Below are 24,238 nucleotides of genomic sequence, written 5' to 3' on the forward strand. Positions count from 1 at the left end.
TTGCGTGAAGGCTTCGATGCCGAACCGGAAGATGTTTCCTTCATCGCGGAAGGTTCTTCAAAGCGCTTTCACTGCGTGCGGCATAGGCTGCGTTCCTCGGAGGGAGAGAGCCGTGCCTGCATCCTTGTTGATCGTCGACGACGATCTCGACTTCACTGCATCCGCCGCGGATTTCGCGCGCACGCGGGGCTTCCAGCCCTACGTGGCGCATTCGCTGGAGCAGTCCCGCCAATTCGGCCACCTGCCACCGCTCGACCTGCTCCTGCTGGATCTGGAACTGCCCGACGGCAACGGCATGGACCTGCTGGACGATCCCGCCGTTCCTGAACACGATCACGCCGTGATCGTCACCGGGCAACCTTCGGTGGAGTCGGCGATACAGGCGGTTTCGCGCCCGGTCTATGACTATCTGCTCAAGCCGTTGTGTGCGCAGCAGTTCGACGCCCTGCTCATGCAGGCGGCTGCGCATGCGCGCACGCGCGGGACGACGTCGCGCTACGGCATGGTGGGCGAGTGCGAGGCGATGCGGCGCGTGATGGCCGACATCGAACACGTGGCGCCTTCGGACGCGTCGGTGCTGATCGGCGGTGAGAGCGGCACGGGCAAGGAGCTGGTCGCGCGGGCGATCCACGAACGCAGCGGCCGTCGCGGGCCGTTCGTCGCGGTGAATGCGGGCGCGATTGCGCCGGACCTGCTGGCCAGTCATCTGTTCGGCCACGAACGCGGCAGTTTCACCGGCGCGAACAACCGGCATGCCGGCTATTTCGAGCAGGCGCATGGCGGCACGCTGTTCCTGGACGAGATCACCGAGATGCCGCCGGCCCTGCAGGTCTACCTGCTGCGCGTGCTCGAAAGCGGCTCGCTCACGCGCGTGGGCGGCAGCGAGAGCCTGCCGATCGACGTGCGCGTCGTCGCGGCCACCAACCGCGATCCGCACGCCGCGCTCAATGTAGGCGCGTTGCGCGAGGATCTGTACTACCGCCTGGCCGACTTCACCCTCATGCTGCCGCCACTGCGCGAACGCGGCGACGACGCGCTGCTGCTGGCGCGGCATTTCCTCGCCGGGTTCAACGCCCGTCACGCTGCGCAGAAGCGTTTCGCCGAGGGCACCGAGCGCACGCTGCTGCGACACGGCTGGCCGGGCAATGTGCGCGAGTTGCGCAGCGCGGTGCAGCGCGCGTTCCTGTGCAGCGACGACGGTGTGGTCCGGGTTCGTCCGCTGTCGCGACGCGCACAGGCATCGCAGGCCGACCCGGATGCGGTCGTGTTCAACGTCGGCATGAGCTACGCGCAGATCGAACGCGACATGCTCAACCGCACCCTCGCCCACTTCGACAACGACCGCACGCGCACGGCGCAGGCGCTCGGCGTGAGCGTGCGCACCATCCACAACCAACTGGCGCGCCTGCGCGGCCGGGACAGCGGATCGTGAGCCTTGCGACGTTCGACGAGGATGCGGCGCGGCGTTGGCGTCACGGCCTTCGCAACGAACTGAACGTCATCACGATGGCGACCTCGACCGCGATCGCACTCATCGATCACGGCGCCAGCCTGGAACGTGTGCGCGAACACCTCGCGCGCGCGGAAGCGGCGTGCCGCCGCTGTCGCGACCTGGTCACCGAGCAGGACGCTCCCAGTGCCGAGTAATCACACGCACGATGCCCCTCTCCCCTAAGGAGAGGGGCGATCTTCAAACGTCAGTGCGACGACGTGCCCGGCGTGTCGCCGGGGCGCGTGGACGAGGCGGTCGACGATCCCGCCTGTCGTGAACGACCGGACGACGCGGTGGACTCGCTCGAGCGCGACTCGCCCGTCGAGCGCGCGGCCTGCACCTGGATGCGGTTGTCGACCTGCTTCACGCCGCTGCTGGCATCGGCGAGGTCTTCGGCACGGTGTTTCATCCAGCGCTCGGCCACGGTTCCTTCGAGCGTGATCACGCCGCCGACGCAACGCACGGTGATGTCGCTGGCGTCCAGATAATCGTCTTCGGTGAGGCGCTCGTGGATGTCCTCGAGCAGGCGTTCGTCCGAACGCGTGTAGGACTTCGGTCCCAGGCCGCGATAGCTGCGCCGGCCCTCGCGCTGCGACGAACCCGGGTAGTCACTGCGCGTCTGCGCACGCGAGGCGTATCCGGTGGCGTAGCCACTGGCGCCGTAGCGGTTGTCGTAGGCCTGCTCGTCCGCGTAGCCGGAGGAGAGCCCATAGCCTTCACCGTAGCCGCGTTCCCAATGGCGGGTGCCGGTACTGCGGCCCGCTTCGCCGCCTTCGTAGCCGCGGAACTCGCGACCGCTGCCGTAGCCATGCGTGCCCTGGCTGTGTTCGCCCTGGCCGTGGGCCTGCGTGCCGTAGCCCTGCAGGTTGCTGTAGTCCTGGCCGCTCTGGCGCGTGCGCCCCAGGCTGCCGTATCCGTCGTAATCCTGCGAGGCGCTGCCAGCGTAATCGCGCCCGTAGGCGTATTCGCCGCGGCTGCGATCGCCGAATCCGCCGTATTCACGCCCGCGCGAACGGGACGAACCGTAGCGTTCGTCCTCGCGTCCCTGCGCGCCATAACTGCTCTGCTCACCCCAGCGCTGCGCCTCGCGGCGGCCTTGCGCCCACTCCTGCTCGTCGCGCCCCAGGTTCTCGTCCTGACGGCCCATGCGACCGGCCTGGGCGGTGTCGTAATCGCCGGCATAGTGGCCTTGCGTACGACCGTGACGGGCCTCGTCCCACTCCTCGCCTGCGCCCCAGCGGCGCACGCCGGGTTGCCCGTAGTCGGAGCGCGTGCCGTACTCGGCTTCCTTCTGACGTTGTCGCTGCCGCTCTTCGTTGCGCCTGGACACATCGCGTTCGTTCATCGTTTCTCTCCTTCCACTGAACCAGGCGCGCCCCGTTTCCAGGGCGCGCGCGCCAAGCCGCAACGCGTCCTGCGCGACGGCCTTCAACTCACCGGTTCCCGATCGCTCATCAGGCACTGGACTGTCCTCCTGTGTGAAGGTGCATGTCGCACCGCGCGCATCGCACGCAGCAAGACTGTGCCGCGTGGCATGTAAAAACGATGCGGACAACCATTCAGGCGCGACGCGCGTGACGACGAGAACTTCGAAGATCGCCCAGATACTCCGCAAGAGGCGTGCCACGCCGCGAGCGCGCCGTCGCGGCTTCGCGCGTGAAATGGCGCGGAAAATTTTCCGTTCGTGAAATTGTTTCCGTTGCCGATGGCGCATTGAATGCGCGCACCGATCTGCGCTGACGCGCGTTACGGCTTCACGCTGCCGTTGTCTTCCTGCAACTTCGGCTTGAACGGAATGTCCGGCGGCGGGCGCGCACCGGCGGGCTGGTCGTTGAGGTTGGGATCGCTGAGGCCGCAACCGCCGCCCAGGCCGAGCATCGACACCACGCACTCGATGCGCTTGTTGGTGCCCGGGATGGGGATGGTGACCTTCTGGATGCCCTTGCGCACCCATTCGGCCAGCAGGGTTTCGTTCGGCACCCAGTACTTCTCGAACGAGGTCGGTTCGAAATCGGTCGGCTTGCGCTTGAGCCAGGTACCGGCGCGGTCGAGATCGCGGATCTCCTGGGTGATCGCGCCGGGCGGTGCCGGAGGCGCTGCGGAACCGGTCGCTTCCGGTACGCGCAGGCTGCCGTCGGCGTTGTAGAGGCCGGGCGTGACACCTCGCTGGCCGCCGGGGACGTTGCGCGTGCTCGCGCCCCAGTCGTCACCGCGCTGCGGCGTGGACCAGGTGCCGGGCGAAGGCGTCGGGCGCGGCCCGGCGCCGGCGCTCGCCGGTTGCGCTCCCTGACCGGCCGCGGCGGGCGCGGTGCCGGACGGCGCCGCACTGCCGGGCGCAGCCGGCGCAGGCGTGGAGGTGGCCGCAGCCGTCGACGTGGAAGGCGACGTCGAAGGCGCCGTCGAAGGGGCTGCGGACGGCGCGGCCGAGGACGGTGCCGTCGTCGCGGCGGGCGCCGATGCGACCGGCGTCGGAGCCGCGGGTGCGGGCGTCGGCGGTGCGGGAATCTCGCGCGTGCGCACGGCCTGTTCGGTCGTGCGCACCTGCGGCGCGGGAACCGTCGGCTCAGGCAGCGCGCGCACCGGAACGCGCGGCAGCGGCGCGGGGATCTCGCGTACGGTCACTTCGCGCGTGCGCTGTTCGATCGTCGGCGCGGCGATTTCACGCGCTGCGATGTCGGGGCGCAGCGGCTGCACCGGCTCGGCGACTTCGGTGGTGCGCACGGTCGGCGTCGGCGCGCGCAGTTCCGGGGCGGTGAATGTCGGCTCCGGCGGGCGGCGTCGCGTCGGCGGCAGGACGAACACCTGCGGCGCGTCCGGCACGGGTTCGCTCACGGTGACGGCTTGTTCAACCGGCGGCGTCGGTGGCGGCAGTCGCGGTTCGGGCACTTCGCGCTGCGCGACTTCCGGCAGCGGCGCGTCGATCGCGGGCGCCGGCGGCGTAGGCACCGACGGTGCCGGCGGCGGCTGCGGCGCGGGCGGCTGTTCGGACGCTGCGGGCTGCGCGGGTGTCGGTGTCGGTGTCGGTGTCGGGGCTGGAGCCGGTGCCGGTGTGGCCTCGGCCTGCGGCGTGGGCTCGCTTGCGCCGCCGCCGGGTTCCTTCGGCGTGCCGGTGCCGATGTACTCGATCATCGTCACCTCCTCGCCCTGTGGCGGCGGTGCGCTGACAGCCATGAAGCGCAGGTACATCAGGTACAGCAGCAGCGCGCTGACGATCACGTGCCACAGCACGGTGAAGATCGAGGCGAACCAGTGCGTGCGGCGGTCGTACTTGTCCCAGCGATCCGATGCGTGCTGCCAGTCCTGCCGCATCAGCGCACTGAACGCCTGCCAGCGCGTCAGCTCACCCAGTCGCCTGGGGCGCGACGTGAGCGGTCGTTGCAGGAATACGGCGATGATCGCGTCGGACGTCGCGCCGCGCACCGCGCCGACGCGTTCGCGCATGCTGTCGAACCACGCCTGCCAGCCGGGCGGGAACTCACCGGCCTTGCGGCGCAGATGCGGCGAAACGAGCTGCAGCCTTCGCTGCAGTGCGTGGATGAGGTCGGCGGCGGAGAACATCTACGTCGCCGGGTCCGGCTCAGGCCGCGCTGTCGCGGCGGATGTAAGGTGCGTCGCCGGTTTCGTGGTCGGTGGCGTCGCGCACCGCGGTCACACCGGGCACCTTGCTCAACAGCGTCTTCTCGATGCCCTGCTTGAGCGTCACGTCCGCCATGCCGCAACCGTGGCAGCCGCCACCGAAGCGCAGCACCACGACACCCTCGGCGGTGACTTCCTGCACCGAGACGTTGCCACGGTGAGAGGCCAGCTGCGGGTTGATCTCCTGCTCGACGATCCAGTGCACGCGCTCGACCAGCGAGGCCGAATCGGCCGGCGCCTCGCCCTTGATCTTGGGCGCGCGGATCTGCAACTGGCCGCCCGTGGCCTGGGTTTCGTAATCGATGTCCGCACCGTCGAGGTACTTCACGCTCGCGGCGTCGAGCCACATCGTGAAGCCTTCGCAGTCCACCGCCCACTCGTCGCCCTGCAGGTCGCCGGGTTCGGCGAACTCCAGGCGCACGTCGGCGCGCGGCGTGCCGGCGTGCACCGCCGACAGACGAACGCCGAGGCCCGGCAGGGACTCGCGCTCGATCAGCTTGCGGAAGTGACGCTGGGCGGATTCGGAAATATTGATCATGGGGCTATTCTAACGGGGTCCGCGCAGTCAGATGGCGCGCCCGTCACCCGCGATGCCCGACGATGCGTTCCATTCAGTCGGCATGCGCCGCAAGGAGCCCCACCCCGTGAACGACCTCATCCCCCTCGCCCAGGCCCACTGCGTCGCCCGGCGCGGCAGCGAGCACCGGCTCAGCGAAGCGCGCGTGCGCGAACTGCTGCCCGAAGTGCCCGGCTGGGAGGTCGTGGAGGACGGCCACGCGATCACCAAGACGTTCCGCTTCGCCAACTACCACGAGACGATGGCCTTCGTGAACGCACTGGCCTTCATGGCCCATCGCGAAGACCACCACCCGGACCTGGGCGTGCACTACGACCGCTGCGTGGTGCGGTATTCGACGCACGACGTCGGCGGGTTGAGCGAGAACGACTTCATCTGCGCCGCCAAGGCCGAAGCCCTGGCCGCCTGACCGTCCACCGCCCCCGAGGCCGCCCCCGCCATGGACCTGTCCCGCATCCGCATCGTGTTCGCCGCCGGTTTCGCCGTGTCCCTGCTGGCTGCGTGCCAGCAGCAGCCGCCACCGCCGCCGCGCGTACCGAGCACGGAGCTGCTCGCCGTCGACACGCCGCCGCCGGGCTATCCGGAAGAGGTGGCCTGCGACAACATCGGCGGCCAGGTGGTCCTGGCGATGACCGTCGGCGTGGACGGCAAGCCCAGCTCGGTCGAGGTCTTCCGCAGCAGCGGCAACGCCGCGCTGGACAAGGCCGCCGAGGAAGGCGTGCGCAACTGGACCTTCAAGCCCGCCACGCGCGGCGGGCAGGCCCAGCCTTCACGGCTGCAGGTGCCGGTGAACTTCAATCCGCCGCAGGAGCGCCCGCAGCGGTGCTACATGCTGGACGAACAGCGCCGCCGCGGCGGTTGAGCGCGGCGATCAGGCCAGGCGGTCGAGCACGTCGATCAGCTCCGGCGCCAGCGGTGCGTTGAGCAGGTACGGCGTCTTGCCGCCGTCCAGCGCGAACTCCAGCGTCGAGGCATGCAGGAACAGCCGCTTCAGCCCGACCTGTTCGCGCAACCGCTTGTTGACCTCGGCATCGCCGTACTTGTCGTCGCCGGCGATCGGATGGCCGATGTGCTGCGAATGCACGCGGATCTGGTGGGTGCGGCCGGTCTCGATGCGGACTTCGCAGTAGGACTGCCCGCCGCGGCGTTCGAGCACCTTGAAGTGGCTCAGCGACGCCTTGCCGATCGGATTGACCTGCACGTGCCGCTCGCCGCCCTGGCGCAGGCCGATGTGCAGCGGCGCATCGACGGTCATCACGCCGTCGGGCATGCGCCCGGTCAACAGGGCCAGGTAGCGCTTCGATATACCGCCGTCCTCCCGCATCAGCGCCTGCAGCTCGGTCAGGGCCGAGCGCTTCTTGGCGACGATGAGCAGGCCGGAGGTGTCGCGATCCAGGCGATGCACCAGCTCCAGCGTCTGCCCCGGCCGCAGCGCGCGCAGCGACTCGATTGCCCCGTGGCTGATGCCGCTGCCGCCGTGGCTGGCCAGACCGGAGGGCTTGTTCAGGGCCAGCAGCCGGGCGTCCTCGAACACGATCGCCGCCTCCAGCGCCTCCAGCAAACCCTTCGGCGGCGGCGCCTTGTCGCCCACCTCGCTGAGACGAACCGGCGGAATCCGCACTTCGTCCCCGCCTTCGAGTTTGCGCTCGGCCTTGGCGCGGCCGCCGTTCACCCGGACCTGGCCGGAGCGGACCAGCTTGTAGACCAGCGAACGCGGGGCGCCCTTGAGCTGGCCCAGCAGGAAGTTGTCCAAGCGCTGCCCGGCGCGGTCGTCGGGCACGCGGACCGTACGGACCTGGGCAGGCTCATTTGCCGGACGCGGCGCGGGGCCGGTCATGCCCGGGCGTTGGGGGCGGTCTGAATGGGTCATCCTGCGGGGGTTATCTGTTACACTCGCGACGCGAGATAAGGTTTTGATTTCGCAGGAAGTTACTTCAAAAAGGCCGAAAGCCCTTTCCTGCGATTCCGGTCCACGCCTAACCACTGCCCCCGGGGTAGCCATGTTAGCAGCGATGGCCCGGCGGAACCGACCTCGCCGAAGCGGGTAAAACCGCTCGTGATGAACACGTCCCGCGCGGCGTTCGCGCCGCCGGTCCCTAGATTCTTGTAAATAAAACGATTAAGCGCTCCCGCGGCGTGCCGTGGTGTCGTAGCGCTGGAAAACTTGAGGCCGCAGCGCCAGGCCCCGCCCAACGGCGACCGGCGCGCGGCTTGCGGTATCCAGAGGCGAAACGCCCCACGGCGTTCCGCGGCTGCAGGACGCGTATGCGTCCCGCGCCGACCACGCGCAGGAGCGCGCGAGGAACGCAACAATGAAGCGAATGCTGATCAACGCAACGCAGGCGGAAGAACTGCGCGTTGCCATCGTCGACGGCCAGACCCTGTACGACATCGATATCGAACAGCCGGCCAAGGAACAAAAGAAGTCCAACATCTACAAGGGCCGTATCACCCGGCTCGAACCTTCTCTCGAAGCGGCCTTCGTCGAGTACGGCGCCGAGCGCCACGGTTTCCTGCCGCTGAAGGAAATCTCCCGCGATTACTTCCAGGCCGGCGTCGACCACAACAAGGCCGGCCTGCGTGAACTGCTGCGCGAAGGCCAGGAAATCGTTGTCCAGGTGGACAAGGAAGAACGCGGCAACAAGGGCGCGGCGCTGACGACGTTCATCTCGCTCGCCGGCCGCTACATGGTGCTGATGCCCAACTCGCCAACGGCCGGTGGCGTCTCGCGCCGCATCGAGGGCGAGGACCGCGCCGAGCTCAAGCGCGCCATGGACGCGCTGAACATCCCCGACGACATGGGCGTCATCATCCGCACGGCCGGCGTCGGCCGCGACGCGGAAGAGCTGCAGTGGGACCTGGATTACCTCCTGCAGGTCTGGAAGTCCGTCGCCGAGGCCGCGCTGGGCAAGCCGGGCACGTTCCTGATCTACCAGGAATCGCGCCTGATCATCCGCGCCCTGCGCGACTACATGCGTCCGGACATCGGCGAGATCCTCGTCGACACGCCCGAGATGTACGCCGAAGCGCGCGACTTCGTCGAGCAGGTGATGCCGCACAACCTGCGCAAGCTCAAGCACTACACCGACGACACGCCGCTGTTCAACCGCTTCCAGATCGAATCGCAGATCGAGAACGCCTACGAGCGTGAAGTCCGCCTGCCCTCCGGCGGCGCGCTGGTCATCGACCAGACCGAAGCGCTGACCGCGATCGACGTGAACTCCGCGCGCGCCACCAAGGGCGGCGACATCGAGGAAACGGCGTTCAACACCAACCTGGAAGCGGCCGACGAAGTCGCGCGCCAGATGCGCCTGCGCGACCTCGGCGGCCTGGTGGTGATCGACTTCATCGACATGTCGTCGAACAAGCACCAGCGCGAAGTCGAGAACCGCCTGGCGCACGCGCTCAAGCAGGACCGCGCCCGCGTCCAGATCGGCCGCATCTCGCGCTTTGGTCTGCTCGAACTGAGCCGCCAGCGCCTGCGTCCGAGCCTGGGCGAATCCAGCCAGCTGGTCTGCCCGCGTTGCGAAGGCCACGGCCGCATGCGCAGCGTCGAGTCGCTGTCACTGTCGATCCTGCGCCTGGCCGAAGAACACGCCATGAAGGAAAACACCGGCCAGGTGCTGGTGCAGGCGCCGACCGAGATCGCCAACTACCTTCTGAACGAGAAGCGCCGCGCGCTGAGCGAGATCGAGAAGCGCCACGACGCGCCCATCGTCATCGTCGCCGACGAGCAGCTGCACACCCCGCACTACGAGGTCACGCGCATCCGCGAGAACGAACTGGGCGAGGAAACGAGCAAGCCCAGCTACCACCGCGGCACTCCGCGCAAGCTGCCGACGCATTCGCTGACCAAGGCCCACCTGAACATCCCGGCCGCGCCGGCGGTGACCAACGTCAAGCCGGCCCAGCCGGCTCCGCTGCGCGAGCCGCGCGAGCAGCCCGCCGCGCCGGCGCCCGCGCCCGCTCCGGCTCCGGTGACCGCGCCGACGCATTCGATCGGCATGGTCGAACGCATCCTGCGCTTCTTCCGCGGCAGCGCACCGGCCGCGGCCGAACCCGCGCCGGCCTCGCGCCCGCAGGACAACCGCGGCGGTCGCAACGAGCGCAATGACCGCAACGCGCAGCGCCGCGAGGGTCGCAATGGCAAGCAGGGTCGCGACGGCCGTCGTGACGATCAGCAGCCGCGCCGCGACGAGCAGCGCCGCGAAAAGCAGCCGCAACAGGCCCAGCAGCAGAAGCAGCCGTCGCAGCAGCAGCAACCGCAGCAGAAGCAGCCCAAGCAGCAACCGCAACAGCAGCAGCCCAAGCAGCCCAAGCCGCAGCAACAGGCCGAAGAGCGTGCACAGGCCCAGGCGGCCGAGCCGCGCCCGCCGCGCAACGAGCCCAAGCCCGCACCGGCGCGTGAGGCGAAGCCCGAAGTGGTGAAGCCGGAAACGCCGGCCGCCGCCACGGCCGATGCCGCACTGGTCGCACCGGCGGTCGCCGCTGCCGTGGTCGTGACCGACGCGGTCGAAACGACGCAGGCCGTCGCGCAGATCGGCGAATCCGTCGTCACCACCGAAGGCCAGGCCGCACAGGGCGAAGGCACGGGCGAAGGCGGCAGCCGCCGCCGTCGCGGCCGTCGTGGTGGCCGCCGTCGCCGCCGTGGCGGTGCTGGCGAAGCCGCCGCCGCGGGCGACGAGTCGCAGCTGCATGACGATCACGAGGACGGTTTCGACGACGAGGACGAGGCGCACGAGGCGTCGGCCGTCGCGACCGCTCCGGCCGCGTCGCGTTCGCAGCCCGAGTTCGAGTTCGACGACGAGCCGTCCGCTCCGGCGACGGTGAGCCGCCAGACGCCGGCTCCTGCCGCCCCGGTCGCCGCGACTCCGGCACATGCCGCCGTCGCGACCGTGGCCGCCGCTGGGTCGATCGTGGCTCCGACGCCGGATGCCGAACCGAAGCGCGAGGACATCGCGCCCGTCGCCGCCAGCCCGGCGCCCGAAGCTCCGATGGACGCGCCGGCCGCTCCGGCGGTGGTCGTCGAGCCGCCGGTCGTCGTGGCGGAACCCGTGCCGGCGCCGGAAGTGGTCGAGACGCCGGAGGTAATCGACCCGACGCCCGTCGCCACGTCGGCCGAAGAGCCGCGCGCCGTGACGAAGGATGAGGTCGCGGTGACCGATTCGCGCCCGTCGGCCGTGACGCCCGCTGCATCGAACGGCGACTTCCCGCGCACCGCGGGCCTGTTCGATTCGCTGCCGCACGAAGACCGCACGCCGGCGACCGAACCTGCTCCGTTGTCCGCACCGGCCGAAGCTTCGGTCAGCGGCGAAGCACTGGCCGACGAAGCCACGGCCGCAGAGACGGAAGTCAACGCCGAATCGCCCGCCGAAGCCGCTGCCGAGCATGTGCATGCCTCCACGCAGGGCGAAGGCGAGCGCAAGCAGGAATCCGGTCACGCCTGATCGCGTGTTTCGCTCGTAACGAAAAAGGCCGCCTTCGGGCGGCCTTTTTTCATGGCGGATGCATCGGTGTGGCGCGTGGCCTGCAGAAGGCGGAGTGCCATCGGGCCGTTGGATTCCCGCCTTCGCGGGAATGACGCCCCGGCTTCAGATGGCCCGCGTCGGATCCACGATCCCGTACCGGCTCGCCAGCCGTGCCAGTGCGATGCTGTCGGTGATGTCCAGCTTCTCGAACAACCGCGCCTTGTGCGTGTTGACGGTCTTGGCGCTCAGGCTCAGGCGCTTGGCGATCGCATCCTGGCGCAGGCCCTGCACCAGCATCAGGGCGATCTCCATCTCGCGCGGCGAGAGGCTGTCGAACGGCGAAGCGCCTCCGTCGATGCCGGCCAGCGCCAGGTTCTGCGCGATGCCGTTGGCGAGGAAGCGCTTGCCGCGCGCCACCTCGCGGATCGCACGCAGCAGCTCGGCCGCGTCGCCGCCCTTGCCCACGTAACCCGCCGCGCCCGCTTCGAGCAGGCGCTTGGGCATCGGCCCGTCCTGCAGCACCGACACGATGATCACGCGCGAGCCGTAGTCTCCCTTGAGGATGCGCTCGGTCACTTCCAGCCCGCTCAACCCCGGCAGGTGCAGGTCGCACAGCACGACATCGGGCGTGAGCTTGCGGATCAGCGGCAGCCCTTCCTCGCCGCTCTCGGCGTCGCCGACGACCTCGATGTCAGGCTCGGCCGACAAGATCATGCGCATGCCCGTACGCACCAGCGCATGGTCGTCGATGATGAACACCCGGATCTCCATCCCTACTCTCCGATCGGCATCGCCATGTTCCCCCATGGCCTCGCGGTGGCCCTTTCGGCCCATTCCAACGTCCCTGGCCTGGGGCACACTCGGCCGATTCTAATGGGGGACCCCACCGATGCACCGACCGTTTGTTGCGACGCTCCTGATCTTTTTTCTCAGCGCCTGCGCCACGCAGGAGGTCGCCACGCGCGCGGCCGCCGAGGCCGCGGCAGCTCAGCCCGCCCAGCAGCCTGCCAAGCCGGCCGCGGCACATTGGCTGTCCGACGTGGAGGCCATCACCAATGCGGGCGACAACGCCGCCCGGCGCGGGGCCATCGCCGCGCGGCTGGACACGTTGGGCCTGGCCTGGCGCAAGGCGCCCTTCGAGGCGAACGGCAAGACCGGCGAGAACCTGATCGCCCAGGTCGGCGGTCCCGCCGATGCGCCGCTGCTGCTGATCGGCGCGCATTCCGACCGCGTCGCGGTCGGCCACGGCGCCACCGACAACGCCTCCGGCAGCGCCTCCGTGCTCGCATTGGCCGAGCGCTTCCAGCGCAAGCCGCTGCGCAACCATCGCGTGGCGATCGCGTTCTGGGACCTGGAGGAAGAAGGCCTGCTCGGCTCCAAGGCCTTCGTCGCCGACGGCACCACGAAGCCCGCGCTGTACGTCAATTTCGACGTGTTCGGCTGGGGCGACACGCTGTGGATGATGGCGCCGGCGCAGGGCCAGCAAGCCCTGGTGGACAGCAGCCGCGCGGCCACGCAGACGCTTCAGCTGGGTTTCTCCCCGGGTGAGAAATACCCGCCGACCGATCACCTGCCCTTCCTGCGCGCCGGCTGGCCGGCGGTGTCGTATTCGCTGGTGGGCAGCGAGGAGATCACGCAGGTCCTGGACGCCTATGCCGGCAAGAAGTCGCACACGCCGGCCAAGGTGATGCGTGTGATCCACACCGATCAGGACGTGCTCGGCCAGGTCGATGCCGAAGCGGCGTCGCGCGGCGTGGACGCGGTGGAACAGGCGCTGCGCCTGTGGGACGCGCAAGGTGTCACAGCCGCGCCCGCGGCCACGTCCGGAAATGGCGGGTAACGCTCGCGCATTGCTGCGAGCATCCCATCGTCTTCCAAACCGAGGTTCCTTCATGCACGCGCAACACAACGCCGAACACGCCACCCGATTCCGAAGCCTGCATGCACAGGGCGTGCTGCGCCTGGCCAACGCCTGGGACGCCGGCAGTGCGCGCCTGATCGAAAGCCTCGGTGCACCGGCCATCGCCACGACCAGCGCCGGCGTGGCCTGGAGCCGCGGCCATGCCGATGGCGACGAGTTGCCTATCGAACTGCTGCTCGCGACGGTCGCGGACATCGCGCGCGTGATCCGCGTGCCGCTGAGCGTGGACATGGAGAGCGGCTATTCCGACGACCCGGCCACGGTGGCGGCCAACGTGTTGCGTGTGGCCGAGGCAGGCGCGGTCGGCATCAACCTGGAGGACGGCGCCGCCGCGCCGGACCTGCTGTGCGCCAAGATCGCACGCATTCGCCAGACACTCGCCGAGCGCGGCCTGGATGTCTACATCAACGCGCGCACCGACGTATACCTGCGCGGCCTTGCCCCGCCGGAGCAGCGCGTGCAGGCCGTGCTCGAACGTGCCGGGCGTTACCGCGAAGCCGGCGCCGACGGCCTGTTCGTGCCCGGCCTGACCGAAGCCGGCGACATCGCCGACATCGCCCGCGGCGCGGGGTTGCCGCTCAACGTGATGCTGCGTCCGCAACTGCCCGCGCTGCCGGAGCTGGAAACCCTCGGCGTGCGCCGGCTCAGCGCGGGCTCGCACCTGGCCGAGGCGGTGTTTGCACAGGTCGGCAAGCTGGCCGGCGCGTTTCTCCAGGACGGCCGTGCGGCGCCGGCCGAGTGCATGGACTACGGCGACATCAACGCGTTGTTCGCTGCGCGTTGAGCCGCGCCCTTCTCCTCCCCCTGCTCACAGGGGGAGGCTGGGTTAAGCAGGCGCGCCAGCGCGGAACCCGCCGCGACGGGGACTTGCAGCCGTAACAGCGCCACCGCCGGTCGGGGGACCCCGCCTCGAATCCGGCACACGTTTGCTTCCTAAGATTCTGATTTTTAACAGTCGCAGCCTGTGATACGGCGGCGCGGTTTGATCGGACGACGTCCCGGCCCTTGCTTGTGGACGCGCAGGTAAATAGATTTTTACCTCGATCAGGCCCGTCTCGATGTCCGACCTCACCGCTCGCCAGGCGCAGATCCTCGCCTTTATCCAGGACCACACCGACGCCGAAGGCCTGCCACCGACGTTGCAGCAGATTGCCGATGCGTTCGGCTTTCGCCAGGCCTGCGCGGCGCACAAGCACGTCAAACGGCTGGAAAAGGCCGGCCACCTGCAAGTGCGGCCGAACCAAGCGCGTGGCATTCGACTCGCGGCGCATCGCCCTGCCCCTTCCGATGACCGACTGACGCTGGCCGTGCTCGGTCGCGTCGCCGCGGGCGCGCCCATCGGCGCCGATGCCGGCGTCGAACGCGAACTGCGCATCGACCGTGCGCTGTTCTCCACCACGCCGGACTACCTGCTGCGCGTGCAGGGCGATTCGATGCGCGAGGAAGGCATCTTCGACGGCGATCTGGTCGCGGTGAAGCGCGCCGTCGATGCACGCGACGGCCAGGTGGTGATCGCGCGCGTCGACGAGGAAATCACCATCAAACGATTGCAGCGCACCGCGCGCGGCATCCGTCTGCTGCCGCGCAATCCGGATTACGCGCCCATCGACGTCGCGCCCGGCAGCGACTTCGCCATCGAAGGCATCTACTGCGGCCTGGTGCGCCCGGACTGATGGCCGCCACCGTAATCCCGCTCGAATCCTTGCTCTCGGCCCGCACCGTCTGGAGCGCCGGACGCCACGTCGCGCCCGCGCCGCTGGGCGAGTCCACCGGCTTCGCCGCGCTCGACGCGCTGCTTCCGCACGGCGGCTGGCCACAGGGCGCGCTGACCGAACTGTTGATCCCGGCCGACGGCGTCGGCGAACTGGCGCTGATGATGCCCACGCTGTCGCGCATGACGCAGGCCGGCCGGCTGGTCGCGCTCATCGCCCCGCCGTTCTGCCCGTACGCACCTGCGTGGCAACGCGCCGGCGTGGATCTGCGTTATCTGGAGATCGTGCAGGCCAGCTGGTCCGCCGGTGGACGCGGCGCGCTGTGGGCCTTCGAACAATGCCTGCGCAGCGCGGCATTCTCGGCGGTGCTGGGCTGGCCGTCGCATGCCGATGGCCCCTCGCTGCGACGCCTGCAGGTGGCCGCCGACACCGGTCAGTGCCTGGGCTTCGCCGTGCGCGACAGTCGACACGCCGACAACCCTTCGCCTGCCGCATTGCGCATCGAACGCGTGGAAGACCACTGGCGCGTGCGCAAATGCCGAGGCGGACACGTACCTTCGCAAGGATTCGCGCCCCCCTCGCACGCCGGCTCGCAAGGCTGAGTCCGCGCCATGCTCTGGGCCTGCATCCGCCTGCCGCACCTGGCACTCGACGCCGTCCTGCGCCGCGTCGAAGACACCACGGCGCCGCTCGCGCTGGTCACCGGCCCCGCGCAGTTGCGCAGCCTGCATGCGGTCAACGCCGCCGCCGCCGAAGCCGGCCTTCGCCCGGGGATGCGCCTCACCGCTGCACACGCCCTGTGCGGGCAGGCCGCGCTGCACGAACATGATCCGGACAACGACGCACGCGCGCACCGCTTCCTCGCCGCATGGGCGTATCGCCACAGCTCGCTGGTGAGCGCGCAATGGCCGGGCGCGATCGTGCTGGAGGCCAGTGCGAGTTTTCGCCTGTTCGGTCCCTGGCCGCAGCTGGAAGCGAAGCTGCGCCGCGAGCTCGATGCGCTCGGCTTCCAGCACCGCATCGCCCTGGCGCCGACGCCGCGCGCGGCGCAGGTGTTCGCCGGCCTGCGCGATGGCTACGTGTTGTTCGAGCCGCAGACCTTGCCCGCCACGCTCGACCGCATACCGATCCGCCGCGCCGCCCTGCCGGACGACGCCGGCACGCGCCTGCATCGCATGGGCGTGCGCAGCCTGAAGGAACTGCGCGCCTTGCCGCGCGACGGCGTGCGTCGCCGTTTCGGCCTCGCGCTGCTCGATCACCTGGACCGACTTTACGGCAGCGTCGACGACCCGCTCGACTACTACCAGCCGCCCGACCATTTCGATGCGCGCGTGGAAATGAGTTACGAAGTCGAAAGCCACCAGGCGCTGCTGTTCCCGCTGCGCCGGCTGGTGCGCGACCTGGCCGTCTACCTGTCCGCGCGCGACGGCGGCGTGCAGCGCTTCACGATGCGGCTGGAGCACGAAACCGGCCACACCGACGTCGCCGTCGGCATGCTCGCTGCCGAACGCGATGCGACGCTGCTGATGGACATCGCGCGCAACCGGCTGGAACAGGCGTCGATCGACCGCCCCGTCACCGGCCTGCGCCTGCTGGCGCGCGAACTTCCGCCGTTCGTGCCCGCCGCGCGCGACCTGTTCGATACGCGCCCCTCGCAGGCGATGCCGTGGCCGCAGCTGCGCGAACGCCTGCGCGCGCGGCTCGGTGACGACGCGGTGTATCGCATCGCGGCCTCGGGCGATCCGCGCCCGGAACGCGCCTGGCAACGCGCCGGCGTGGAGGAGGACGCCGCCTGCATCGCGCCCGCGCCGTCGCGTCCGCCACGTCCGGCGTGGTTGCTGCCGCAGCCGGTGCCGCTGCGGTCCTCCGGACTGCGCATCGTCTCCGGCCCGGAACGTCTGGAAAGCGGCTGGTGGGACGACGGCGACGTGCGCCGCGACTACTACGTCCTGGAAACCGCGCAGGGCCAGCGCGCCTGGGCCTACGCCGAGCCGGGCAAACGCGACGGCTGGATGCTGCACGGCTGGTTCGCATGAGCACGACGGCATGAGCTGGGACGACGCCATCGACGGCGTGGATCGCGAGACGCCCGGCGACCGCATGCCACGCGCGTTGCAGATCAGCACGCGCCTGCGCCATGCCGCCAATGACGATCTGGACGACGACGCGCCGCCTTACGCCGAGCTGCACTGCCTGTCGGATTTCAGCTTCCTGCGCGGCGCGGCGAGCGCGGAGGAATTGTTCGAACGCGCCCGCCACTGCGGCTACCAGGCGCTGGCGATCACCGACGAATGCTCGCTGGCGGGCATCGTGCGCGGGCTGGAGGCTTCGCTCGCCACGGGCGTACGGTTGATCGTCGGCAGCGAGTTTCGCCTCACCGACGGCATGCGCTTCGTCCTGCTGGTGGAGAACGCTGTCGGCTACACGCGCTTGTGCGAGCTGATCACGCGCGGTCGCCGTGCAGCCGAAAAAGGCACCTATCGTCTGGCGCGCAACGATGTCGAAACCGTCTTCGCAAACGTCGAGCCCGGCGTGTTCGCGCTGTGGCTGCCCGATGCCGAACCGGGCGCCGCGCCGGACGAACGCCACGGCCGCTGGCTGCGCGCGTTGTTCGGCGAACGCACGCACCTGGCGGTGGAAATGCACCGCCAGGACGACGACGACGCGCGCCTGCGCACGCTGCTCGCGCTCGCACAGGCGCTGGACATCACCGCCGTGGCGAGCGGCGACGTGCACATGGCCACGCGCCGCCAGCGCGTGCTGCAGGACACGATGACCGCGATCCGCCACGGCCTGCCGCTGGCCGAATGCGGCGCGCACCTGTTCCGCAACGGCGAGCGCCACCTGCGCGCGCGCTCGACGCTGGCCAACATCCACCCGCATGGGCTGCTCAACGCCGCCGTGCAGCTCGCGCGGCGCTGCACCTTCGATCTTCAACGCGACCTGAAATACGACTACCCCTTCGAACTGGTGCCCGAAGGCGAAACGCCCGCCTCGCATCTGCGCGCGCTCACCTTCGCCGGCATGCGCACGCGCTGGCCGGACGGCGCGTCGGCGAAGATCGTGGCGCAGATCGAGACGGAACTGGCGCTCATCGCCGAGCTCAAGTACGAGGCCTTTTTCCTCACCGTGGAGGACATCGTCCGTTTCGCGCGCAGCCGCAACATCCTGTGCCAGGGCCGCGGTTCCTCGGCGAACTCGGCCGTGTGTTACGCGCTGGGCATTACCGCGGTGAACCCGGAGGAAAGCCGCCTGCTGATGGCGCGCTTCCTGTCGCGCGAACGCAACGAACCGCCCGACATCGACGTGGACTTCGAACACGAGCGCCGCGAGGAAGTGCTGCAATACGTCTACACCAAGTACGGCCGCGAACGCGCCGCACTGGCGGCGACGGTGATCCGCTACCGCGGCAAGAGCGCGGTGCGCGATGTCGCCAAGGCGTTCGGGCTGCCGCCGGACCAGGTCGCGCTGCTCGCCGGTTGCTACGGTTGGGGCAACGCCGGCACCGAGATGGAACAGCGCCTGGCCGAAACCGGCTTCGACCCGCATAACCCGCTGATCCGGCGCGTGCTCGCCGTCACCGCGCAGTTGGAAGACCATCCGCGTCATCTGTCGCAGCACGTCGGCGGCTTCGTCATCTCGCAAGCGCCGCTGTCCACGGTGGTGCCGGTGGAGAACGCCGCGATGGCCGATCGCACCATCATCCAGTGGGACAAGGATGACCTGGAGACGATGAAGCTGCTGAAGGTCGACTGCCTCGCACTGGGCATGCTGACCTGCATCCGCAAGGCAATCGATCTGGTGGAGCAGCATCGCGGCCTCAAGCTCGACATGGCCACGATTCCCGCCGGCGACGAGCCCACCTACGCGATGATCCAGCGCGCCGACACGGTGGGCGTGTTCCAGATCGAATCGCGCGCGCAAATGACGATGCTGCCGCGCTTGAAGCCGAAGAATTTCTACGACCTGGTGGTGGAGGTCGCCATCGTGCGGCCCGGGCCGATCCAGGGCGGCATGGTGCATCCCTACCTGCGCCGTCGCATGGGCAAGGAGGCGGTCGAATACCCGTCGCCGGAAGTGGAGGAAATCCTCAAGCCCACGCTCGGCGTTCCGCTGTTCCAGGAACAAGTGATGGAACTGGTGATGCACGCCGGCTACAGCGACAGCGAAGCCGACCAGCTGCGCCGGTCGATGGCCGCCTGGCGCGTGGGCGGCGACATGGAACCGCACCGCCTGCGCATCCGCGACTGCATGCGCAACAAGGGCTATTCGGAAACTTTCATCGAGCAGATCTTCGAGCAGATCAAGGGTTTCGGTTCCTACGGTTTCCCGCAGAGCCATGCCGCCTCGTTCGCCAAACTCGTTTACGTGAGCTGCTGGCTCAAACGGCACGAGCCGGCGGCCTTCGCCTGCGCGCTGCTGAACTCGCAGCCGATGGGGTTCTACTCGCCCAGCCAGATCGTGCAGGACGCGCGGCGCGGCGCGCCCAAGCGAGCGGCGGACGAGTTCGCGAACGAAGACGAACGTGCGCGCGCGATGCGCGAGGCGGTGGAGGTGTTGCCGGTGGACGTGCTGCACAGCGACTGGGATTGCACGCTGGTCGGTGGCAGTCGCTTCGGTGAGCACGCCAATGCGCAGCCGGCGATCCGTCTGGGCCTGCGCGAAGTGCGCGGGCTGTCCGAAGCGGCGGCCCAGGCCATCGTTGCGGCACGCGCGCGTCGGTCATTCGACAGCCTGCAGGACCTGCGCCAGCGCGCCGGCCTCGACGAGAAGGCCTGCAATGCGCTGGCCGAAGCCGATGCGTTGAAGCATCTGGTCGGCAATCGCCATGTCGCGCGCTGGTCCGTGGCCGGGCTGGAACGCCGCCGGCCGCTGTTGCCCGGAAGTCCGGACGAAGCGCGCATCGACCTGCCCGCGCCGCGCATCGGCGAGGAAATCCTCTCCGATTACCGCGCCACGGGACTGAGCCTGGCCTCGCATCCGATGGCGCTGCTGCGGCCGCAGCTGGACGCGCGGCGCATCCAGGGCTCGCGCCACCTGCGCGATGCGCGCCACGGACGCGGCGTGCACGTCGCCGGGCTGGTCACGCAGCGCCAGCGCCCGGCCACCGCCAAGGGCACGATCTTCGTCACGCTGGAAGACGAACACGGCATGATCAACGTCATCGTCTGGCCGGACCTGGCCGCACGCCAGCGCAAACCGCTGCTGGATGCGACGCTGCTCGCCGTGCGCGGACGCTGGGAGCGCGTGGACGGCGTGGAGCATCTGATCGCCGGCCAGCTGACCGACCTGAGCGAGCTGCTCGGCGAACTGCAGGCGCCGTCGCGGGATTTCCGCTGACGGGCGCAGCCCCCTCATCCACCACGGAGAACACGATGATCGAACGCCTCTTCGTCTACGGAAGCCTCGCGCCGGGACGCCCCAACGCGCACGTGCTGGCCGACGTGCCCGGTACGTGGGAGCCGGCCATCGTCACCGGCACCCTGCGTGCGGAAGGCTGGGGCGCGGCGATGGGCTTTCCCGGGCTGGTGCTGGCGCAAGACGGCGGCGACGTCGCCGGCCTGGTTTTCAGCTCGACGCAGCTCGGCCCGCACTGGGCGCGGCTGGACGCCTTCGAGGACGGTTATGCGCGGGAACTCGCCCAGGTCCGGCTGGAGGACGGCCGATGCGTGGAGGCCTGGGTCTACACCGTCGATGGCCGGGCGGGCCCGGATTCGACGTGATTCCTGATGGCGATCCCGCCGTGGATCGCGCCCTGGCATCCCCCGCAGCCGAGGCCGGCCGTGGACGCACCCCGATACTTCGTCACCTATCGACGCCCTGAAAACGGTGAAACCGCAACGCGCGTGCTCGGGCGTTTCCACGACCGCGCCGCGGCCGAACGCGTGGCGCGCGAGCATCTACGCGTCGCCGGGCTGGAAATGCTCGCCATCCGCGCCGAGACCCCGCTGGAGGCGCTGCATTACCGCTTCTCGCGCATCATGACCCGCACGCTGCGCATCACCCTGGGCGCCGGCCTGAGTCTTCTGGCCTACCACGAGCTGTTCCGCACCGGCTCACGCATGGGCGACCTGCCGCTGAGCCGGCTCACGCTGAACATGCTGCTGACGTTCGGCTTCCACGGCGTGCTGATGATCGCCGCGGTGGTGTTCTGCTGGGACATCGCGTTCGGCGAGGGGCCGCATCACGGGCGCTGATGTAGCGCGTTGCTGCGACACGCCCTACCCCTCTCCCTGGTTCGCTGCGCGAACCTGTCCCTCTCAGCTCTGCACTCCCTTCGGTCGCCGCAAGGGGAGAAGGGAAAGTCGATCAGCGTAGCCTTTGCTCTTCCTTCTCCCCTCGCGGCGACGGAAGGGAGTGCGGAGCTGAGAAGGTGGCGCGAAGCGCCGGTAGAGGGCGCGCGCGGCCTCACCGCTTCCACTATCATTCGCCGCCCCCTTCGCGCGAACGTCATTCATGGAACTTGCCACCGACACGATCGCCCTGCTCATGGCGGTCGCCTTCGTGGCAGGCATCATCGACGCCATCGCCGGCGGCGGCGGATTGCTGACCATCCCGGCGCTCATGGCCGCCGGCATCCCACCGGTCAACGCCATCGCCACCAACAAGCTGCAAAGCAGCTTCGGCACCGCGAGCGCGGTGGTCGCCTTCGCACGCAAGGGCCGCATCGATTTCCGCCGCTTCCTCAAACCGGCGCTGGGTGCCTTCATCGGCTCCGCCCTGGGCGCGTGGACCTTGCAGCGTCTGAACCCCGCGTTCCTGTCGGGCCTGATCCCGATGCTGCTGATCCTGATGGTGCTGTACTTCCTGTTCGCGCCCAAGGCGAGCGAGGAAGACCGCCAGGGCCGCTTCGGCCCCATGGCGATGCTCGGCATCGTTACCGCCATCGGCTTCTACGACGGCTTCTTCGGACCGGGCACCGGCTCCTTCCTGACCACCGCGCTGGTCGCGCTGTTCGGACTGGGCCTGGTGTCGGCCACCGCGCACACCAAATTCCTCAACCTGTCGAGCAACGTCGCCGCCGTGCTGACGCTGATCGCCGGCGGCCACGTGATGTGGACGCTGGGGCTGCTGATGGCGGTTTCGAGCATTGCCGGCGGCCAGCTCGGCGCGCATCTGGCCATGCGCGTGGGCGGCAAGGTGATCCGCCCGCTGCTGGTGACCATGTCGCTGCTGCTCACGGCGAAACTGCTGTCCGATCCGGCCAATCCGGTGACGGCGTTCGTGCTGGGCCACGCCTAACCGTCGTTCGTCGACGGCCTGCCCAGCGCTTCCCTGCACTGCACGCTGCGCAGTGCCTTGTGCATCTTGTAGTCGGTAGTCGCGCGCGATATCGCCGCGCGGCAGTCATCGGCCGCGCGCGAACGCACGGCGAACGTTCCCAGCACCGCGAACAGCAGCACCACCGCAACGCCCATCGCGACCTGCATTCGAGTTGGCATGCTGTCGGTCATCGCCGGCCCTCCGTCCTCGTCCCTCTTATCGGCCGGAACGCCGCAGACTTTCGGGCCTCGAAACCTGCCGAAAACGCATCGGCGGCTGTAACAGCGCTGCGGCGCAGTCAGCCTGTTCTTCACGTTCACGTCTCACACGACCATCACCCGCACCGCGCTTTGCTCGGCCTTCGAACGCTTGGCGTTGGTGGCTGAACAGGACGCACCATGGACAGGACACCTCCTGACGGTCGACGTGTCGCGCCACGCGCGCGCGTCCTTCCCCTGACGATCGGCATCCGCGAGGCGCTGCACCTGGTTGCCGCGCGGACGTCGTTTGCAAGCCTCGCGTTGATGCCGGCGATGGTGTGCGCGCAGACCTTCGGGCCGGGCGTTGTTGCGCCGATCGATCTCAACGGCGGCACCGGGCAGGTGCTGGGCAGCACGACCATCACGGCGCCCACCTCCACGCACGCGGTGCGCGTGCGCAGCGGCGGCACGCTGACGGTAGACACTCAGGCGCCGCCACTGCCTGGCGCCATCAGCTTCACTTCCGTCACGGGCAACACGTTGTTCGCCGACGGCGCGGTGATCCTCGTGCCGGCGGGCGTGAACCTGTTCACCACCGGTGGCAATGCCGCCATCGCCAACGGCAGTGGCAGCCGCATCGACATCACCGGCGGCCAGTTCAACATCACCGGCGTGGGCGATGCCGTCGTGGCGATCAACGGCGGGCTCATCAACGTCGCCAACGCCACGATCAACAGCACCGCCACCGCAGGCGCCACCATCTCCAATGCGCACGGGTTCATCGCCGAAGCCGGCGGGCGCGTCGTGGCGACACAGATCAACCAGATCAACACCGCCGCGTCCAATGCGGTCGCGCTGGGCGCCTCCGGTGCCAACAGTCGGGTCGAGAATGCCCTCGCGCCGGTGATCGCGATGAGCGGAACCGGCTCGCTGGGCATCTACGTCCACGACGGCGGCCAGGTATTCACGCCAGCCAACACGCTCATCACGATGACCGGCACCAATAGCGTGGGCGTGAGCGCGGACAACACCACCGTGGCGGCGGGCACGTTGGGCAGCGGCCTGCGGGTGGACTTCACCAACCCGTCGACGGCGCAGGCCAGCGGCACCGGCGCGGTCGCGATGAACGGCGGCGTGCTCACGCTGGACAGTTTCCAGGTGACCGGCGTGGGCGCCGGCGCGGGCGTGTGGTCGCGGCCCGGCACCACGATCACGCTCACCGGCAGCAGCAACCTCACCATGGCCGCGACGACGAACCCGACGTTCTACGTGCTCAGTACGGCCAACCTCGCCACCGTCGATGGGCCGATCGGCTCGAGCTTCGCCGTCGTCGCCGGCCTCCCCATCGCCGGCCTGAAATCGCAGGGCGCGATCTTCAGTACCGGCACGACCGTCAACGTGTCCTCGCCGAACGGGCGCGGCGGTTACGCCGAAATCAACACCGGGACGGCGACGCTCGACATCACCAACAACACCATCACCACCACCGGCACGGGCGGCGTCGGCCTGTTCGCGGGCGACAACGGCGTCATCACCGGGCGCGACTCACGCATCACCACACGCGACGGCGCGGCGGCGCTGGAGCTGTTCAATTTCACTTCTCCGGCTTCGATCGACCTCACCAACTCGCAGGTGACGGCGACCGGCACGCGCACCATCGGCCTGTACTCGGCCAATCGCACCACCAACCTGGTGAACCAGGCGACGCTGACCGGCGGCACCATGACCAGCGACTACGTCGCCATCCTCGGCAACGGGCCGCTCGACGTGACGGTGGACGGTGGTGCGTTGGTGAGCAGTCCCAACTGGCTGATGTACGCGCAGACGACCGCGACGCCCTTCGCGCAGCCCTCGATCGTCCAGCTCTTCGCCGACAACGCCACGTTGAACGGCGCGGCCGGCGCGAATGCCGCCGCCACGGCAAACATCACGCTGCAGAACGCCTCGCACTAGACCGGCGAGGCGTACT

General features: G+C 69.3%; 21 protein-coding genes. 15 read left to right on the forward strand and 6 right to left on the reverse strand.

The window, feature by feature from the left end:
- Positions 1-112: 112 nt before the first annotated feature.
- Together JI752_RS17720 and JI752_RS17725 are read left to right on the forward strand one after the other, a co-directional pair.
- Positions 113-1,432: a sigma-54 dependent transcriptional regulator gene (locus JI752_RS17720; RefSeq protein ID WP_216966603.1), complete on the forward strand. Its 1,320-nt coding sequence runs from the start codon at positions 113-115 to the stop codon at positions 1,430-1,432.
- Positions 1,429-1,647, forward strand: coding sequence for a hypothetical protein (locus JI752_RS17725; protein WP_216966605.1), 219 nt, complete (start codon positions 1,429-1,431; stop codon positions 1,645-1,647). The genes JI752_RS17720 and JI752_RS17725 overlap by 4 nt, the downstream gene beginning before the upstream one ends.
- A 50-nt stretch (positions 1,648-1,697) precedes the next feature.
- Here the strand turns inward: JI752_RS17725 and JI752_RS17730 are convergent, their stop codons facing one another.
- From JI752_RS17730 to JI752_RS17740, 3 genes are all read right to left on the reverse strand, one after another.
- Positions 1,698-2,837 carry a BON domain-containing protein gene (locus JI752_RS17730; RefSeq protein WP_216966607.1) on the reverse strand — a complete coding sequence of 380 codons (1,140 nt, stop codon included), beginning with the start codon at positions 2,835-2,837 and terminating at the stop codon, positions 1,698-1,700.
- Between the two features lie 401 nt (positions 2,838-3,238).
- The gene (locus tag JI752_RS17735; protein ID WP_216966609.1) at positions 3,239-5,050 is read right to left on the reverse strand and encodes a hypothetical protein; all 1,812 of its coding nucleotides are present in this window, start codon (positions 5,048-5,050) and stop codon (positions 3,239-3,241) included.
- Positions 5,051-5,069: 19 nt separating this feature from the next.
- Positions 5,070-5,666 carry an NfuA family Fe-S biogenesis protein gene (locus JI752_RS17740; protein WP_216966611.1) on the reverse strand — a complete coding sequence of 199 codons (597 nt, stop codon included), beginning with the start codon at positions 5,664-5,666 and terminating at the stop codon, positions 5,070-5,072.
- A gap of 106 nt (positions 5,667-5,772) precedes the next feature.
- Between JI752_RS17740 and JI752_RS17745 the strand changes: the two genes are divergently transcribed.
- Both JI752_RS17745 and JI752_RS17750 read left to right on the forward strand, forming a co-directional pair.
- The gene (locus tag JI752_RS17745; protein WP_216966613.1) at positions 5,773-6,114 is read left to right on the forward strand and encodes a 4a-hydroxytetrahydrobiopterin dehydratase; all 342 of its coding nucleotides are present in this window, start codon (positions 5,773-5,775) and stop codon (positions 6,112-6,114) included.
- A gap of 30 nt (positions 6,115-6,144) precedes the next feature.
- On the forward strand, positions 6,145-6,567 hold the full coding sequence (locus tag JI752_RS17750) for an energy transducer TonB (RefSeq protein WP_216966615.1): 423 nt from the start codon (positions 6,145-6,147) through the stop codon (positions 6,565-6,567).
- 9 nt (positions 6,568-6,576) lie between these two features.
- On the opposite strand, the gene JI752_RS17755 is transcribed toward JI752_RS17750, so the two are convergent.
- On the reverse strand, positions 6,577-7,542 hold the full coding sequence (locus JI752_RS17755; protein WP_216966722.1) for an RluA family pseudouridine synthase: 966 nt from the start codon (positions 7,540-7,542) through the stop codon (positions 6,577-6,579).
- A 484-nt stretch (positions 7,543-8,026) separates the two neighbouring features.
- Between JI752_RS17755 and JI752_RS17760 the strand changes: the two genes are divergently transcribed.
- The gene (locus JI752_RS17760; protein WP_216966724.1) at positions 8,027-11,152 is read left to right on the forward strand and encodes an Rne/Rng family ribonuclease; all 3,126 of its coding nucleotides are present in this window, start codon (positions 8,027-8,029) and stop codon (positions 11,150-11,152) included.
- A gap of 144 nt (positions 11,153-11,296) precedes the next feature.
- On the opposite strand, the gene JI752_RS17765 is transcribed toward JI752_RS17760, so the two are convergent.
- Positions 11,297-11,944 (reverse strand): response regulator, encoded by a 648-nt coding sequence (locus tag JI752_RS17765; RefSeq protein ID WP_216966617.1) that lies wholly within the window; start codon positions 11,942-11,944, stop codon positions 11,297-11,299.
- A gap of 118 nt (positions 11,945-12,062) precedes the next feature.
- On the opposite strand from JI752_RS17765, the gene JI752_RS17770 reads away from it, so the two are divergent.
- The 9 genes from JI752_RS17770 to JI752_RS17810 all read left to right on the forward strand — a co-directional run bounded on the left by JI752_RS17770 (position 12,063) and on the right by JI752_RS17810 (position 22,048).
- Entirely contained in the window at positions 12,063-13,013 is a 951-nt protein-coding gene (locus JI752_RS17770; RefSeq protein ID WP_216966620.1) for a M28 family peptidase, read from the forward strand.
- Between the two features lie 52 nt (positions 13,014-13,065).
- Complete coding sequence (locus tag JI752_RS17775; protein ID WP_216966622.1) at positions 13,066-13,878, forward strand: isocitrate lyase/phosphoenolpyruvate mutase family protein; 813 nt, start codon at positions 13,066-13,068, stop codon at positions 13,876-13,878.
- 274 nt (positions 13,879-14,152) lie between these two features.
- On the forward strand, positions 14,153-14,767 hold the full coding sequence (gene lexA, locus JI752_RS17780; protein WP_216966624.1) for a transcriptional repressor LexA: 615 nt from the start codon (positions 14,153-14,155) through the stop codon (positions 14,765-14,767).
- A complete protein-coding gene (gene imuA, locus JI752_RS17785) occupies positions 14,767-15,408 on the forward strand; it encodes a translesion DNA synthesis-associated protein ImuA (RefSeq protein WP_216966626.1) in 642 nt (213 codons plus the stop codon). The genes lexA and imuA overlap by 1 nt, the downstream gene beginning before the upstream one ends.
- A 9-nt stretch (positions 15,409-15,417) precedes the next feature.
- The gene (locus JI752_RS17790) at positions 15,418-16,842 is read left to right on the forward strand and encodes a DNA polymerase Y family protein (protein WP_216966628.1); all 1,425 of its coding nucleotides are present in this window, start codon (positions 15,418-15,420) and stop codon (positions 16,840-16,842) included.
- A 10-nt stretch (positions 16,843-16,852) separates the two neighbouring features.
- Complete coding sequence (locus tag JI752_RS17795) at positions 16,853-20,146, forward strand: error-prone DNA polymerase (protein WP_216966630.1); 3,294 nt, start codon at positions 16,853-16,855, stop codon at positions 20,144-20,146.
- A gap of 35 nt (positions 20,147-20,181) precedes the next feature.
- Entirely contained in the window at positions 20,182-20,529 is a 348-nt protein-coding gene (locus tag JI752_RS17800; RefSeq protein WP_216966632.1) for a gamma-glutamylcyclotransferase family protein, read from the forward strand.
- Positions 20,530-20,589: 60 nt separating this feature from the next.
- Positions 20,590-21,003, forward strand: coding sequence for a hypothetical protein (locus tag JI752_RS17805; protein ID WP_216966634.1), 414 nt, complete (start codon positions 20,590-20,592; stop codon positions 21,001-21,003).
- 259 nt (positions 21,004-21,262) lie between these two features.
- A complete protein-coding gene (locus JI752_RS17810; protein WP_216966637.1) occupies positions 21,263-22,048 on the forward strand; it encodes a TSUP family transporter in 786 nt (261 codons plus the stop codon).
- Here the strand turns inward: JI752_RS17810 and JI752_RS17815 are convergent.
- Positions 22,045-22,260 (reverse strand): hypothetical protein, encoded by a 216-nt coding sequence (locus tag JI752_RS17815; RefSeq protein WP_216966639.1) that lies wholly within the window; start codon positions 22,258-22,260, stop codon positions 22,045-22,047. The two genes, JI752_RS17810 and JI752_RS17815, sit on opposite strands and share 4 nt — an antisense overlap.
- 207 nt (positions 22,261-22,467) lie before the next feature.
- On the opposite strand from JI752_RS17815, the gene JI752_RS17820 reads away from it, so the two are divergent.
- Complete coding sequence (locus tag JI752_RS17820; RefSeq protein WP_216966641.1) at positions 22,468-24,222, forward strand: hypothetical protein; 1,755 nt, start codon at positions 22,468-22,470, stop codon at positions 24,220-24,222.
- Positions 24,223-24,238 lie beyond the last annotated feature (16 nt).

Origin of the sequence: Lysobacter sp. MMG2 (genome assembly GCF_016735495.2) — a bacterium.
In the GTDB taxonomy this organism is placed as follows: Bacteria; Pseudomonadota; Gammaproteobacteria; order Xanthomonadales; family Xanthomonadaceae; genus Lysobacter_J.